The sequence below is a fragment of the Streptomyces sp. MMG1121 genome (assembly GCF_001280015.1).
Taxonomy (GTDB): Bacteria; Actinomycetota; Actinomycetes; order Streptomycetales; family Streptomycetaceae; genus Streptomyces.
In genome coordinates, this window is record NZ_LGDV01000226.1 from 1 (window position 1) to 15,305 (window position 15,305).

Sequence of the window (15,305 nt, forward strand, 5' to 3'; positions counted from 1 at the left end):
ACCGGATACGTCACCGACCCCCTCCACACCCCTGTGCAGAACGTCAAACTTCACCCCCCTGTTTTGTACACATACGGCTCATGACGTGCCCCGGGTGAGGAGCGATAGCCTTGTGGCGTGATCAGCGCGATATCTCGCGGGGACGATCGTGTCCCTGCCCTGCGCCCGGGTTGCACGGAACACCTCCGTGACCGGGCGGCGGTCGCTGGTCTTCGCGGGCGGGGCGGGGCCGCAGGGGCTCCCGGGACGCCGAGGACGACCCCGGACACGGCGCTGCCGAGAGCAGCGTCACATCCGACGAGCACGTCGAGAATGGCCGAATTCCCCCCGCTCATCTCACCTCGCGGCATAGCGTCTGAACGGTCCGGACACCCCGGGCTGTGGCGTCGAGCCGGAGGGAAAGAGACCGTACTTCCTTCTACGTCACGCAACGGCGCGCGACAGGAGCCAGAGGACAATGCAGACCAAGCTGGACGAAGCCAAGGCCGAGCTGCTCGAGAGGGCTGCCCGGGTAGCTGAGAACAGCCCGGTCGGGGGGCACCTACCGACCGGGACCGCGGGCGAGGGCTCTCCGGACACCCCGGACAGCGAGTCCGTGCTCGCGTTCCTCCAGCGCTACTACCTGCACACCGCCCCGGAAGACCTCGCCGACCGCGACCCGGTCGACGTCTTCGGCGCCGCGGTCTCGCACTACCGCCTCGCCGAGAACCGCCCCCAGGGCACGGCGAACGTCCGGGTCCACACCCCGACCGTGGAGGAGAACGGGTGGACCTGCAGTCACACCGTCGTGGAGGTCGTCACCGACGACATGCCCTTCCTCGTCGATTCCGTCACCAACGAGCTGACGCGGCAGGGGCGCGGGATCCACGTCGTCATCCACCCGCAGTTCGTCGTCCGGCGTGATCTCACCGGCAAGCTGATCGAGGTCCTGCCGACCCCGCCGGGCGGTGACCTTCCGCACGACGCGCACTTCGAGTCCTGGATCCACGTCGAGATCGACCGCGAGACCGACCGCGCCGATCTGAAGCAGATCTCCGCCGATCTGCTGCGCGTGCTGTCCGACGTCCGCGAGGCCGTCGAGGACTGGGAGAAGATGCGCAGCACGGCGACCCGGATCGCCGACGAGCTGCCGGCCGAGCCCGCCCCGGGCGATCTGGTCACGCCCGAGGTCGAAGAGGCCCGCGAGCTGCTGCGCTGGCTGTCCGACGACCACTTCACCTTCCTCGGCTACCGCGAGTACCAGCTGCGCGACGACGACACGCTCGCCGCCGTGCCCGGCACCGGCCTCGGCATCCTGCGCTCCGACCCGCAGCACGCCGAGGACGACCAGCACCCGGTCAGCCCCTCCTTCGAGCGGCTGCCCGCCGACGCCCGCGCCAAGGCCCGCGAACACAAGCTGCTCGTGCTGACCAAGGCGAACAGCCGGGCCACCGTGCACCGGCCGTCGTACCTGGACTACGTCGGCGTCAAGAAGTTCGACGTGGACGGGAACGTCGTCGGCGAGCGGCGCTTCCTCGGGCTCTTCTCCTCCGCCGCGTACACCGAGTCCGTGCGCCGGGTCCCGGTGATCCGCCGCAAGGTCGAGGAGGTGCTGCACCGCGCCGGGTTCTCGCCGAACAGCCACGACGGCCGCGACCTGATGCAGATCCTGGAGACCTACCCGCGCGACGAGCTGTTCCAGACGCCCGTCGCCGAACTGCAGTCCATCGCCACGTCCGTGCTGTACCTGCAGGAGCGGCGGCGGCTGCGGCTGTACCTGCGCCAGGACGAGTACGGGCGCTACTACTCGGCCCTGGTCTACCTCCCGCGCGACCGCTACACCACCGGCGTCCGGCTGCGGATCATCGACATCCTGAAGGAGGAGCTCGGCGGCATCAGCGTCGACTTCACCGCCTGGAACACCGAGTCGATCCTGTCCCGGCTGCACTTCGTCGTGCGCGTCCCGCCGGGCACCGTGCTGCCCGAGCTGTCGGACACCGACAAGGACCGCATCGAGGCCCGCCTGGTCGAGGCCGCCCGCTCCTGGACCGACGCGTTCGCCGAGGCCCTGACCGCCGAGTGCGGCGAGGAGCACGCGGCCGAGGTACTGCGCCGCTACAACCACGCCTTCCCCGAGGGCTACAAGGCCGACCACACCCCGCGCGCGGCGGTCGCCGACCTGGTCCACCTGGAGCAGCTCAGCGAGGACAAGGCCTTCAGCCTGAGCCTGTACGAGCCGGTGGGTGCCGGACCGGAGGAGCGCCGGTTCAAGATCTACCAGAAGGGCGGCTCGGTCTCCCTCTCGCACGTGCTGCCGGTGCTCAGCCGGCTCGGCGTCGAGGTCACCGACGAGCGGCCGTACGAGATGCGGTGCGCGGACCGTACGACGTCCTGGATCTACGACTTCGGTCTGCGCATGCCGAAGTCGGTCAACGGCGGCGGGGAGTACCTCGGCGACGACGCCCGCGAGCGCTTCCAGGAGGCCTTCGCCGCCACCTGGACCGGCAAGGCGGAGAACGACGGCTTCAACGCCCTCGTGCTGAGCGCCGGGCTGTCCTGGCGGCAGGCGATGGTGCTGCGCGCCTACGCCAAGTACCTGCGGCAGGCCGGTTCGACCTTCTCGCAGGACTACATGGAGGACACCCTCCGCAACAACGTCCACACCACCCGGCTGCTCGTCTCGCTGTTCGAGGCCCGGATGTCCCCGGAGCGGCAGAAGGCCGGACTGGAGATCACGGACGCCCTGCTGGAGGAGCTGGACGCCGCCCTGGACCAGGTGGCGAGCCTGGACGAGGACCGGATCCTGCGGTCCTTCCTGACCGTCATCAAGGCGACCCTGCGCACCAACTTCTTCCAGGAGAAGGTCGACGGCACGCCGCACGACTACGTCTCCATGAAGTTCGACCCGCAGGCCATCCCGGACCTGCCCGCGCCGCGCCCCGCGTACGAGATCTGGGTGTACTCGCCGCGCGTCGAGGGTGTGCACCTGCGCTTCGGCAAGGTCGCGCGCGGCGGTCTGCGCTGGTCCGACCGGCGTGAGGACTTCCGTACCGAGATCCTCGGCCTGGTCAAGGCGCAGATGGTGAAGAACACCGTCATCGTGCCGGTCGGCGCCAAGGGCGGCTTCGTCGCCAAGCAGTTGCCGGACCCGGCCAAGGACCGCGACGCGTGGCTCGCCGAGGGCATCGCCAGCTACAAGACGTTCATCTCGGCGCTGCTCGACATCACCGACAACATGGTCGCCGGCGAGGTCGTGCCGCCGCAGGACGTCGTCCGGCACGACGGAGACGACACCTACCTGGTGGTCGCCGCCGACAAGGGCACCGCGACCTTCTCGGACATCGCCAACGGGGTCGCCGAGAAGTACAACTTCTGGCTGGGCGACGCCTTCGCCTCGGGCGGCAGCGCGGGCTACGACCACAAGGGCATGGGCATCACCGCGCGCGGTGCCTGGGAGTCCGTGAAGCGGCACTTCCGCGAGCTGGGCGTGGACACGCAGACCGAGGACTTCACGGTCGTCGGCATCGGTGACATGTCCGGTGACGTGTTCGGCAACGGCATGCTGCTCTCCGAGCACATCCGCCTGGTCGCCGCCTTCGACCACCGGCACATCGTCATCGACCCGACCCCGGACGCGGAGACGTCGTACGCCGAGCGCCGCCGTCTGTTCGAGCTGCCCCGCTCCTCCTGGGCCGACTACAACACCGAGCTGCTGTCGGCGGGCGGCGGGATCTTCCCGCGCAGCGCCAAGTCGATCCCGATCAACGCCCACGTCCGCGAGGCCCTCGGTATCGAGGACAAGGTCACCAAGATGACCCCGGCCGACCTGATGAAGGCGATCCTGCACGCGCCGGTCGACCTGTTGTGGAACGGCGGCATCGGCACGTACGTGAAGTCGTCGGGCGAGTCCAACGCCGACGTCGGCGACAAGGCCAACGACGCCATCCGCGTCGACGGCAAGGACCTCAGGGTCAAGGTCGTCGGCGAGGGCGGCAACCTGGGCCTGACCCAGCTCGGCCGGATCGAGTTCGCCCTGCACGCCGGCAAGATCAACACCGACGCGATCGACAACAGCGCCGGGGTGGACACCTCCGACCACGAGGTGAACATCAAGATCCTGCTGAACGGCCTGGTCGGGGACGGCGACATGACCGTCAAGCAGCGCAACAAGCTGCTCGCCCAGATGACCGACGAGGTCGGCGCGCTGGTGCTGCGCAACAACTACGCGCAGAACACGGCTCTGGCCAACGCGCTGTTCCAGGCGAACGCCATGCTCCACGCCCAGCAGCGGTTCGTCCGCCACCTGGTGCGCGAGGGCCATCTGGACCGGGCGCTGGAGTTCCTGCCCACCGACCGCCAGATCCGTGAGCGCCTGGGCCAGGGTCAGGGTCTGACCGGCCCGGAGACCGCGGTCGTGCTGGCGTACACGAAGATCACGGTCGCCGAGGAGCTGCTGCACACCTCGCTGCCCGACGACCCGTACCTGCGCGGCCTGCTGCACGCGTACTTCCCGACGGCGCTGCGCGAGCGGTTCGCCGACGCCATCGACAACCACCCGCTGCGCCGCGAGATCACCACGACCGTGCTGGTCAACGACACGGTCAACACGGGCGGTACAACGTATCTGCACCGGCTGCGCGAGGAGACCGGCGCCTCCCTGGAGGAGATCGTCCGGGCGCAGACCGCGGCCCGCGCGATCTTCCGCTCGGCGCCGGTGTGGGACGCGGTGGAGGAGCTGGACAACAAGGTCGACGCGGCCGTCCAGACCCGGATCCGGCTGCACTCGCGCCGGCTGGTCGAGCGCGGCACGCGCTGGCTGCTCAACAACCGGCCGCAGCCGCTCCAGCTCGCCGAGACGGTCGAGTTCTTCGCCGAGCGGGTCGAGCGCGTCTGGCAGGAGCTGCCGAAGCTGCTGCGCGGCGCGGACCTGGACTGGTACCAGCACGTGTACGACGAGCTGTCCGAGGCCGGCGTCCCGGACGAGATCGCCACGCGCGTGGCCGGTTTCTCCTCCGCCTTCCCGGCGCTGGACATCGTCTCGGTGGCCGACCGCACCGGCAAGGAGCCGCTCGACGTCGCCGAGGTCTACTACGACCTCGCCGACCGGCTGAACATCACCCAGCTGATGGACCGCATCATCGAGCTGCCCCGCGCAGACCGCTGGCAGTCCATGGCCCGCGCCTCCATCCGCGAGGACCTGTACGCGGCGCACGCGGCGCTCACCTCGGACATCCTCGTGACCGGCAATGGCACGTCGACGCCCGAGCAGCGCTTCAAGGCGTGGGAGCAGAAGAACGCGCCCATCCTCGGCCGGGCGCGCGCCACCCTGGAGGAGATCCGCAGCTCGGACTCCTTCGACCTCGCCAACCTGTCGGTGGCGATGCGTACGATGCGGACGCTGCTGCGTACGCATTCGTAAGATCCGTAGGGCCGTTACGGCACTGAAGACGCCCCGGGCACCCAGCGGCCCGGGGCGTCGCGTTTCTTGCTGACCCTTAAGAAAACTTGTGCAGCGAATTTACCGTTTCCTGCTAATCGGTATGGTTGGGCTAGGGTCGAGCGCGTGACAGTGAACCTCGAGACCCGCCCGGCGCCTCCCGCGCCGGCACCGGCGGCCCGGCCCGTCACGCGCGTCGTACTGGAGGTCGTGAAATTCGGGATCGTCGGTGGCAGCGGCGTCCTCGTCAATTTCGCGGTCTTCAACCTGCTGCTGCACGGCCTGGGTTGGCAGGCGATGACCGCGACGGTCCTGGCCAGCTGTATCGCGATGTCGGCCAATTACGCCGGCTTCCGCTATTTCGCCTATCGTGACCGGGCCTCGCGCACCCGCCGGCAGATCGCCCTGTTCTTCGTCTTCAGCGGCCTCGGGGTCGTCATGGAAATCGGCCTGTTCTGGATCGGTTACCACGGACTCGGTCTGCACAGCGTGATCGAGTCGAATCTGGCGAAGGCGCTCTCGATCGTGATCGCTTCCGCCTTCCGTTTTGTCGTCTATCGCACATGGGTATTTCAGCAGGATGCACGCCGCACCGTCTGACACCGAGCCGGTGAGGCGTACGACGCCGCCGCACCGCACCACCGCGCGGGCCGGGCGGATACTGCCGCAGGCCGTCGCCGCACTCGTCGTCGTACTGCTGCTCGCGGTGGTCGTCCGTCTGCCGTGGGCGGGCGACCTCGGCATGCACGCGGCCACCATCGAGCGGCTGCGCCACAACCTGCTGCATCCCGGCAACCCGCTGGTCGACGCGGACACGCCGAGCCCGTACTACTCGCCGTGGATGCTGCTGCTCGGCTGCCTCGCCAAGCTCACCGGTCTGTCGGTGTTCGTGATCCTGCGCGCCGGCGCGCTCGTCGGACTCGGGCTGCTGGTCACGGGCGTGTGGCGGTACGTCCGTACCCTCAGCGCCCATCGTGCGGCGCCCGCCCTCGCGCTGCTGAGCCTGGTCTTCCTGTGGGGCCCGGTGCTGTTCAACTGGTCCGGCTTCGTGGGCCTGAACTCGCTGGCGCTGACGGTGTCGTACCCGAGCGTGTTCGCGATCGGCCTCACCTTCCACTTCTGGGCGTGGCTGACGCGCGCGCTGCGTGCGAGCGAGCCGGTGGCATGGGTGCGCTGGGCGGCGTTGGGCCTGCTCTGGGCCGTGATCCTGCTCAGCCACCAGTTCACCGGAGTCGTCTCGTCCCTGGGCGCGCTGGCCATGGTGATCGCGGCCCGGCCCTCCCGCCCGGTACTGCTGCGACTGGCCGCCGCGCTGGCGCTCGGCATGCTGCTGCTGGGCCTGTGGCCGTACTACGACTTCTTCTCCCTCTTCTCGGCGGGCGCGGATCTGGAGGCCATCCACAAGCCGCTCTACGAGCACCTGGCCGGGCACTTCGGCTTCGTCCTGCTGGGCGTGGCGGCCCTCGTCCTGCGCTTGCGGCGCGACCGCTGGGACCCGCTCGTCCTGTTCTTCGCCCTGGGCGCGCTGATGTTCGCCGCGGGCGGGCTGACCGGCCACTACTCCTGGGGCCGCGCGCTGCCCGCCGCGCTGATCCCGGCCCAGCTCGCGGCCGCGCTGGAGGCCGTGACGGCGGGGCGGCGGGCGGTCCGGACAGGTTGGGCGTGCGTGCTCGGCGCCGTACTGGCCGTGGGGGCGTGGACGCAGGCCGGCACGCTCGGCTATGTGATCCCCAAGAGCTCGCTGCCGGCGCCGGTCGCGGACAAGTACCACACGCCGTGGGTGGGCTACCACTGGATCACGCCGTGGGCGAAGTACGGCGACGTAGTGATGGCACAGACGTTCCCGGCGCGGCAGATCCCCGCGTACGGGCCGTACACCGTGACGCCCGGCTATCCCGACTTCTTCCTGCCGGACGAGAAGCAGCGGGACGCGGCGGTGTCGCACTACTTCGCCACGGACACGTCCGCCGCCGAACGGCAGGCGATCCTGCGGAAGTACAAGGTGCGGTGGGTCGTCGGGGCGAAGAGCCTGGCGGGCCCGGGGCTGAAGAGGGTGACGACGGGTCCGGGGGACCAGGTCCTGTACCGGGTGGTGGGCTGAGCCACGAACGCCTGAATGCCGAAGGGGCGCGGGGAACTTCCCCGCGCCCCTTCGGCATTCAGGCGTTCGGCGCTGAAACAGCTACCGCAGCACGCTCGACAGCAGCTTCGCCGCCTTACGGACCTTGGGCCGCGCCACCTTCTTGATGACCGGACGGATCACCTTGGCCGTCACTCCCACCGGGCGCCAGCGGATCTGCAGACGGCCGGGGTTGCGGCCCTCCGGCTCCAGCGTGACCTCGTGCGGGGTCGCGCCGGAGCGGTAGTCGACGCGGGCCGTGACCGCCGTGAAGTCCAGCGGGGCCAGCAGGACGCCCGAGTGGGCCAGGCCCTGCTGCTGGAGGCGGACCTGGGGGTGCCGGATGCCCTCGAAGCCCTGGAAGGGGAGGGGCGCGGCCGACAGGTCCAGGTGGACCGTGCCCTCGAAGAAGCCCGGGCTGACGGGGTCGAGACGGAACGGGACCGTCATCCGGCGGTTGCCGGGCGACAGCAGCAGGCTCGCGCGCTGCGGGCCGACCGGCAGGCGCAGGCCCGGGTCGTAGGTGCGGATCGAGAGCGTCAGCGTGGCACCCCGGCCGCGCGTCAGTTCTGTGATCTCGTGGCGGAACTGCGCGCTCGGGAACGGGCGCGTGTCCAACTCGAGGTCGGAGAGGTCCAGTTCGCGGCGGGCGCGGTCCGACGCGGGAACCGTGTCGCCCCAGTACGGGACACCCGACGCGTCGGCCGTCACCTGGCGCGGTGCCACCCGGTCGCCGAGGCCGCGGGCCGCGAGCTGGGCGTCGGCCAGGCGGCCGTCCCGCAGCAGCTCCAGCACCACCCGCTCCGGACGCGGCAGCCGGGTGAAGGCACCGTCGGCCAGCGTGTCCAGGTACGGGTTCATGATCTCGGCGAAGGAGCGCATCCACTCCTCGTCCCGGAAGGGCAGGTCACCGGCGTACATCCGGAAGTCGTGCTTGAGGAACTTGTAGTCCTTGTCCTCGCGCAGGACCGCGTGCCCGCTCTCCACCAGGAACTCGTCGATCAGCGTCTGCACGTAGACGCGGTCGCGGACGTTGGTGACCTTGTGCCGCTGGTTGGAGATGGACGCCGAGGCGGCCGCCGCGTACGGGTCGATGTACCAGACGTACACCGGGTCCGGGATGATCGTGAACGCCTGGGCCAGGCAGTAGGCCTGGGCCGAGAACAGCTGGTCCTCGTAGTGGATGCCCTCGGGGAACCGCAGGTCGTGCCGGTCCAGGAAGGAGCGCGCGTACATCTTGCTGGTCGACAGGTGCTCGAACAGCAGGCGCGGGTCCTGCTCGATGCCCTCGACCGTGCGCTTCTCGGTCACCACGTGCGGCATCCACGTCGAACGCTTGCCGTTGTCCACGCGCACCCGGCGGACCGCGCCCATGGTGAAGTCGACCTCGCGCTCGCGGTGCGCGGCGAGCAGCAACTCCACGGCGCGGGGCGGGAGTTCGTCGTCGCTGTCGAGGAACATCAGATACGGCGCCCGGGCGATGTCGATGGCCCGGTTGCGCGGGGCGCTGCAGCCGCCGCTGTTCTCCGGCAGCCGGAGGTAGCGGACGCGCTCGTCCTGCGCCTCCAGCCGGCGCGCCACCGCGGGCGTGTCGTCGGTGGAGTGGTCGTCGCTGATGATGATCTCGATGTTCGCGTGCGTCTGCGCGCGCAGCGACTCCACGGCCCGGGGCAGGCGCTCCGCGTCGTTGAAGACGATGACCGTGACCGTGACGTCAGGGGTCGAGGTCGTGGTCGTCATGCCGAGGCCTCCTCGGGGGTCGGGGCGGGGGTGCGTTCCTCGATCGGGAGCACCGGGGGCAGGGACTCCTCCGGCTCGCCGAGGAACACCCGGCGTACGACCCGTTCGGCGGCGCGGCCGTCGTCGTACTCGCAGAACCGGCGGCGGAACGCGGCGCGTGCCTTCGCCGCGCTCTCGTCGCGCCAGGCGCCGGAGACGAAGATCTCCGTCAGCTCCTCCTGGGTGCGCGCGACCTGGCCGGGGTGCTCTTCCATCAGATCGAAGTAGACGCCACGGGTGGTCCGGTACGTCTCCCAGTCGTCGGCGTAGACGACGATCGGGCGGTTCAGGTTGGCGTAGTCGAACATGATCGACGAGTAGTCCGTGACCAGCGCGTCGGCGGCCAGGCACAGCTCCTCGACGGGGTCGTAGGAGGAGACGTCGATGATCCGTCCGGAGCGGCGCAGCCCGGTGAGCGGGGAGGCGGCGCCGCCGTAGAAGTAATGGGCGCGGACCAGCAGGACCGTGTCCTCGCCGAGGCGGTCGGCGAGTTCGGCGAGGTCCAGGCGCGGGGTGAAGCCGGCCTCGTAGTCACGGTGGGTGGGGGCGTACAGGACGGCCTTCTTGCCGGGCGCGATGCCGAGGCGGCGGCGGGCGGCGCGGACGTCCTCGGCGGTGGCCGTGTAGAAGACGTCGTTGCGCGGGTAGCCGTAGTCCAGCGAGGTGTAGCGGGCCGGGTAGGCGCGCTCCCACATGCGGGTCGAGTGGCTGTTGGCGCTGACGCTGTAGTCCCACTTGTCGATGCGGCCCAGCAGGGCGTTGAAGTCCAGGCCCTTGGCGGCGGCCGGGTGCTCCATCTGGTCCAGGCCCATGCGCTTGAGCGGGGTGCCGTGGTGGGTCTGGAGGTGGATCGCGTCGGGGCGCTTGACGACCGCGTTGGGGAAGTTGACGTTGTTCACCAGGTACTTGGCGGTGGCCAGGATCTCCCAGTAGCGGCGGGTGCCGGGGATCACGTGGTCGGTGCCGGGCGGCAGCAGGGACAGGTTCTCCTTGCTCACCACCCACACCTGGTGGATGTGCGGGGCGAGCTCGGCCATCTTGGCGGCGATCGCGGCCGGGTTGCAGGCCACTCCGCGCTCCCAGTAGGCGGCGAACACGGCCAGATGGGGGTTGACCGGGCGGCTCAGGGCGCGGCGGTACTGCTGGTCGCGGAGCTGGGCGCCGACCTGGCGCTTACGGGTGCGTACGGCCTTCTTGGCGGCGCGGCGGCTGCGGTTGACGGCCTGGAACGCGCGGTACTTGGTGTACGCGCCCTCCTCCAGCAGGGCGTGCCGTACGCCCTCCACACCGGCCGGGCGCTCGTGGTTCTCGGGGCGCCAGCGGACGGCGGCGAGGGAGGCGCGGCGGAAGAACTCGCGCGCGACGGCGTCGGGCAGGTTCTCGCCGGCGAAGGTGCGCACCAGGTCGCGCATCATCAGGTCGTACAGCACCGCGCGGGTGGCGCGGTGGTCCTTGGTGAGCGCGAGCAGCGACTCGTAGCGCTCGATGAGCGCGAAGCGGGCCTCGGGGTCGAGCGGCGGCAGGCTCTCGGGGCGCAGCTCGCGGTTCTCGTACGCCGCCTGGTTCAGGCAGGCGACGTGGCCGGCGTGCAGCAGGGTGGCGTGCGCGGCGTGCGGCTCGTCGCCGGTGGTGAGCCGCTCCTCGTGCGCCCGCCAGAAGTCGGCGCGCAGGGCGCGGTTGCCGAGGATCGGGGTGAGGCGCAGCAGGTCGGCGGACTCGTTCAGGGCGAGGCTCTCACGGCCGACGGCGGCGAGGAGGCGGCCGTCGCGGGAGGGCCGGGCGGCGGTCTGCCAGGTGGTGGTGACGTGGTCGAAGAGGAGCACGTCGACCGCGGTGCCGGTGGCGCCGGTCTCGGCGTCCAGCTCGGCGGTGCGCTCGGCGATCAGCCGCGGGGCGCCGGCCGGCAGGCTGTCCTTGGCGTGCACGAAGTGCAGCCAGCGGCCGCTCGCGCGGGCGGCGCCGGCCGCCCGGGCCGCCGCGTCACCGGTGTCCTCCGGCAGGGGGACGACGATCGTCTCGGGGGAGTGGCCCTCGGCCGTCTCGCGCGCCCAGTCACCGACGGCGGCGACGATGATCTCCGCGTCGGTGAGGGGGTGGGCTTCCACGGAGTCCAGCAGCTCTGTCAGGTGCCCCTGTGCGTTCGGTCCGTAGACGATGACGCTGAGTTGGGGCATCGCGGGAGACTCCTTTGGATCGTCGGTTTGGCCACCCTTCATAACATACTGTCACTAAGCGGATGAAAGGGATAACCACGCTTGGAGTAAGAGAGGCGGCCTACTGAGGTAGACGAACTTCTGTGGCCTGGGGTTTCGCTCCCCGTAACTTTTCGGCCGCCTTCTTACAATCGTTCTTGCAGACCGCTTACCTGGCGGTCAGGCCGCCTTCTTCTTGGCGGTCTTCTCGCCGCTGAAGGCCTCGTACTCCTTCATGACGTCCTCGGTCGGTCCGTCCATGCGCAGCTCGCCGCGTTCCAGCCAGATGGTCCGCTCGCAGGTGTCGCGGATCGACTTGTTGTTGTGACTGACCAGGAAGACGGTGCCCGCCTTCTCGCGCAGCTCGCGGATCCGGTCCTCGGAGCGCATCTGGAACCTGCGGTCGCCGGTGGCGAGCGCCTCGTCGATCAGCAGGACGTCGTGGTCCTTGGCGGCCGCGATGGAGAAGCGCAGCCGGGCGGCCATACCGGAGGAGTAGGTCCGCATCGGAAGGGTGATGAAGTCGCCCTTCTCGTTGATCCCGGAGAAGTCGACGATGTCTTGATATCGCTCCCTCACCTCCTCGCGGGACATGCCCATGGCGAGGCCGCCGAGCCAGACGTTCCGCTCGCCGGTGAGGTCGTTCATCAGGGCCGCGTTGACGCCGAGCAGGGAGGGCTGGCCGTTGGTGTAGATCTGGCCGTTCTCCACCGGGAGCACGCCGGCGATCGCCTTGAGCAGGGTCGACTTGCCGGAGCCGTTGGTGCCGATCAGGCCGACCGCCTCACCCTTGTAGGCGACGAACGACACCTTCTTCACCGCGTGCACCTTGCGCACGCCGGCCGCCTTCTCGGCCTGCTCGCGGCGCAGGATGCGGTTGAGGGCGGCGGTGGCGGATCCGCGGCCGGAACCGGTGCCGTGGACGCGGTACACGATGTCGACGTTGTCGACGACGATGGTGGGGACCGTCTTGGCCTTCGCGAGGCGCTCGTACCTCTCGCGCATCTCGCGCGCCTCGGGGGTCTCGGTCTCGGAGTCGTCGAGGAACTCGGGGTTCTCGGGAGTGTGCTCAGCCACGGCCGTACTTCTCCTCAGCCTTCCAGAAGTAGATGAAGCCGCCGACGCCGATGACCAGGGCCCAGCCGATCGCCGTGGGCCACACGTGCGGGGGCAGCTGCTTGGCGTGGAAGCTCTTGATCAGGGCGTACCGCATGAGGTCGATGTAGACCGCGGCCGGGTTGGCCTCCAGCAGGGTGGTGACGACGTGCGGGAGGTGGTCGCTCTTGGTGAGCTTGCTGATGCTCCACATCACGCCGGACATGTACATCCAGGTGCGCAGGATGAACGGCATCAGCTGGGCGATGTCGGGGGTCTTGGCGCCCATCCGGGCCATGATCATCGACATGCCCGCGTTGAACACGAACTGGAGGACCAGCGCCGGGATCACCAGCAGCCAGGACGCGGAGATCGGCAGGCCGAAGCAGAGCAGGATGACGACCAGCGCGGCCATCGAGAACAGCAGCTGCTGGAGCTGCTGGATGCAGAAGGAGATCGGCAGGGCGGCGCGCGGGAAGTGCAGGGCGCGCACCAGGCCGAGGTTGCCGGAGATCGCCCGGGTGCCGACCTGGATCGAGCTCTGCGTGAACGTCCACACGAACACGCCGGTGACCAGGAACGGGATGTAGTCCGGGACACCCTTCTTGGTGCCGAGCAGGACACCGAAGATGAAGTAGTAGACCGCCGCGTTCAGCAGCGGGGTCATGACCTGCCAGATCTGGCCGAGCTTCGCCTCGCTGTACTGCGCGGTGAGCTTGGCGGTGGCGAAGGCGGTGATGAAGTGACGCCGGGCCCACAGCTGGCGGACGTACTCGGGCAGGGTGGGGCGGGCGCCGCTGACCGTCAGGCCGTGCCGGGCGGCCAGTGCCGAGAGGTCGTCGTCCGGGACCTGGGTAGGGGGCGGTGTGTCGAGGACCTGGCTCACATCCGCTGCTTTCGCTCGGGGGAGGGGGAATGCGCGTCCGGCGGACGGCCGGGGCACGTCGGAGGCCGTCGTCCGACGTTTCCTTACGCTTCTCTTCACGTTCTCTTACGTCGGGACGGGACCGTATCGTCGCAACGTGAGCGTAGAACCAATCGACGTCGGAACGCAACCGTTTCGTCGTAACGCCCTATGCTGTGAGTCATGACGACGAACGCCGACGAGGCCCCGAAGCGTGAGCGGCGCAGGGCTCCGGCCGGGGCCGCCGTGCTCCGGGAGGACGTGACCGAGGCCATCCGGGGGGCGGTCTTCGAGGAACTCGCGGCGGTGGGCTACGCCCGGATGTCCATCGAGGGCATCGCGCGCCGGGCCGGAGTCGGCAAGACCGCGGTGTACCGCCGGTGGCGTTCCAAGCTGCACCTGGTGCTGGACGTCGTCTCCGCGATGGCGGTCCTGGGCCTGCCGGTCCCCGACACGGGTTCCCTGGAGGGCGACCTGCGCCTCCTCTACGAGGTCACCTCACGAGCCCTGCGCCACCCCGTCGCCTCGCAGATCATCCCCGACCTCCAGGCCGAGGCGGCCCGCAACCCCGACATCGCCGAGGCCTTCCAGAAGGCCCTGCGGGACGGTCAGGAGGGCGTGGCCAGCAAGATCGTGGCAGCGGCGGAGGCGCGGGGAGAGGTCCGCGCGGCCCTGGACCCGGACCTGGCCCTGGATCTGATCTCCGGCCCCCTGTACTGGCGAGCGGTGGTGATCAGGTCCCCCAAGCTGCCGAAGGGGTACCTGGAGAAGCTGGCCCGGGCCACGGCGGGGGCGCTGAAGGCGCTGTAAGGGGGCCGCGGCGCCGGGATCCGGCGCCGCGGCCATGCCCCTTACGGAGTGAGGAGCCCCTCGGCCAGTTCGATCAGGTCCGGCGCGCGCAGCACCCGCCCGTCGAACCCCGGCAGCGGCACGTGCAGCGGCTCGGTCCAGCGCGCTGGTACGGCGCGCAGGCCGTACACCGCGCCCGCCAGCGCCCCCGTGACCGCGGCGACCGTGTCCGTGTCGCCGCCGAGGTCGATCGCCGTGCGCACCGCCTCCTCGTACGACCCCGTGGTCCGCAGGGCCCACACCGCCGAGCCCAGGCACGGCCAGACCGCGCCGTTGAACTCGGTGGCCCGGTCGGGGTGCCAGTCGGGGGCGAGGACCGTCGTGTAGCGCTGCCGGTGGGCGGGGCGGAGTGCGCTCAGGGTGGCCGGGACGGCGCTGAGAGGGTCCGTGCCGGTCAGGGCGACGCGGATCAGCTCGTGCAGCACGGCCGTGCCCTCCCAGGCCGCCGGGTCACCGTGGGTGAGGGCGGAGAGGCGGCGGGCGGCGGTCATCGTGGTCTCGCGGCCATGGCGGGCGAAGCGCACCGCCGAAGGGGCCGCTCGCATCAGCGCGCCGTTGCCCGCCGCCCGTTGACTGACCCGGAAATGGAGTGCGGCCGCCGTGTCCCAGGGGGCGCCGCCGGTCAGGACCGCCTCCGTCTGGAGGCCGATGTCCTTGGGGTCGGCCGCCGCCCAGCGCCTCAAGCGGTGGAACACGTCCGGCAGGTCCAGGCCGCCGCAGGCCAGCAGGGACTCGCCGGTCAGGACCGCCATCTGCGTGTCGTCGGTCGCCTCGCCCGGCTCCCAGCCGCCGCCCCCGCACATCTCGCCGCCGTGCCCGGAGCGCGGGAAGCGGGCGGAGAAGGCGCCCTCGGGGCCGAACTCGAAGGGTGCTCCGAGGGCGTCGCCCACGGCAGAGCCGAGTACGGCGCCGAGGGCGCGCTCACGCACTCCCGGAACGTCCATCGGCGCA

At 70.2% G+C, this 15,305-nt stretch carries 9 protein-coding genes; 4 read left to right on the plus strand and 5 right to left on the minus strand.

From position 1 onward, the window contains the following. Positions 1-457: 457 nt before the first annotated feature. The 3 genes from ADK64_RS33170 (at position 458) to ADK64_RS33180 (ending at position 7,517) form a co-directional block, all read left to right on the plus strand. The gene (locus ADK64_RS33170) at positions 458-5,398 is read left to right on the plus strand and encodes an NAD-glutamate dehydrogenase (RefSeq protein ID WP_053665215.1); all 4,941 of its coding nucleotides are present in this window, start codon (positions 458-460) and stop codon (positions 5,396-5,398) included. A gap of 144 nt (positions 5,399-5,542) precedes the next feature. Beyond that, positions 5,543-6,016 (plus strand): GtrA family protein, encoded by a 474-nt coding sequence (locus ADK64_RS33175; protein WP_053665217.1) that lies wholly within the window; start codon positions 5,543-5,545, stop codon positions 6,014-6,016. A 10-nt stretch (positions 6,017-6,026) separates the two neighbouring features. Then, positions 6,027-7,517, plus strand: a complete 1,491-nt coding sequence (locus ADK64_RS33180; protein WP_053665219.1) for a hypothetical protein — start codon at positions 6,027-6,029, stop codon at positions 7,515-7,517. Positions 7,518-7,598: 81 nt separating this feature from the next. Here the strand turns inward: ADK64_RS33180 and ADK64_RS33185 are convergent, their stop codons facing one another. The 4 genes from ADK64_RS33185 to ADK64_RS33200 all read right to left on the minus strand — a co-directional run bounded on the left by ADK64_RS33185 (position 7,599) and on the right by ADK64_RS33200 (position 13,487). Then, positions 7,599-9,275, minus strand: coding sequence for a glycosyltransferase family 2 protein (locus ADK64_RS33185; protein WP_053665221.1), 1,677 nt, complete (start codon positions 9,273-9,275; stop codon positions 7,599-7,601). After that, positions 9,272-11,488 carry a CDP-glycerol glycerophosphotransferase family protein gene (locus tag ADK64_RS33190; RefSeq protein ID WP_053665224.1) on the minus strand — a complete coding sequence of 739 codons (2,217 nt, stop codon included), beginning with the start codon at positions 11,486-11,488 and terminating at the stop codon, positions 9,272-9,274. Before ADK64_RS33190 ends, ADK64_RS33185 begins: the two co-directional genes overlap by 4 nt. A 198-nt stretch (positions 11,489-11,686) precedes the next feature. Continuing rightward, positions 11,687-12,511: an ABC transporter ATP-binding protein gene (locus ADK64_RS33195; RefSeq protein ID WP_053665769.1), complete on the minus strand. Its 825-nt coding sequence runs from the start codon at positions 12,509-12,511 to the stop codon at positions 11,687-11,689. Between the two features lie 64 nt (positions 12,512-12,575). Further along, entirely contained in the window at positions 12,576-13,487 is a 912-nt protein-coding gene (locus tag ADK64_RS33200; protein ID WP_053665225.1) for an ABC transporter permease, read from the minus strand. Positions 13,488-13,688: 201 nt separating this feature from the next. Between ADK64_RS33200 and ADK64_RS33205 the strand changes: the two genes are divergently transcribed. Then, entirely contained in the window at positions 13,689-14,315 is a 627-nt protein-coding gene (locus ADK64_RS33205; RefSeq protein ID WP_053665227.1) for a TetR/AcrR family transcriptional regulator, read from the plus strand. Positions 14,316-14,356: 41 nt separating this feature from the next. Here ADK64_RS33205 and ADK64_RS33210 read toward each other — a convergent pair whose 3' ends face one another. After that, positions 14,357-15,298 (minus strand): ADP-ribosylglycohydrolase family protein, encoded by a 942-nt coding sequence (locus ADK64_RS33210; protein WP_053665229.1) that lies wholly within the window; start codon positions 15,296-15,298, stop codon positions 14,357-14,359. Positions 15,299-15,305: the final 7 nt, after the last annotated feature.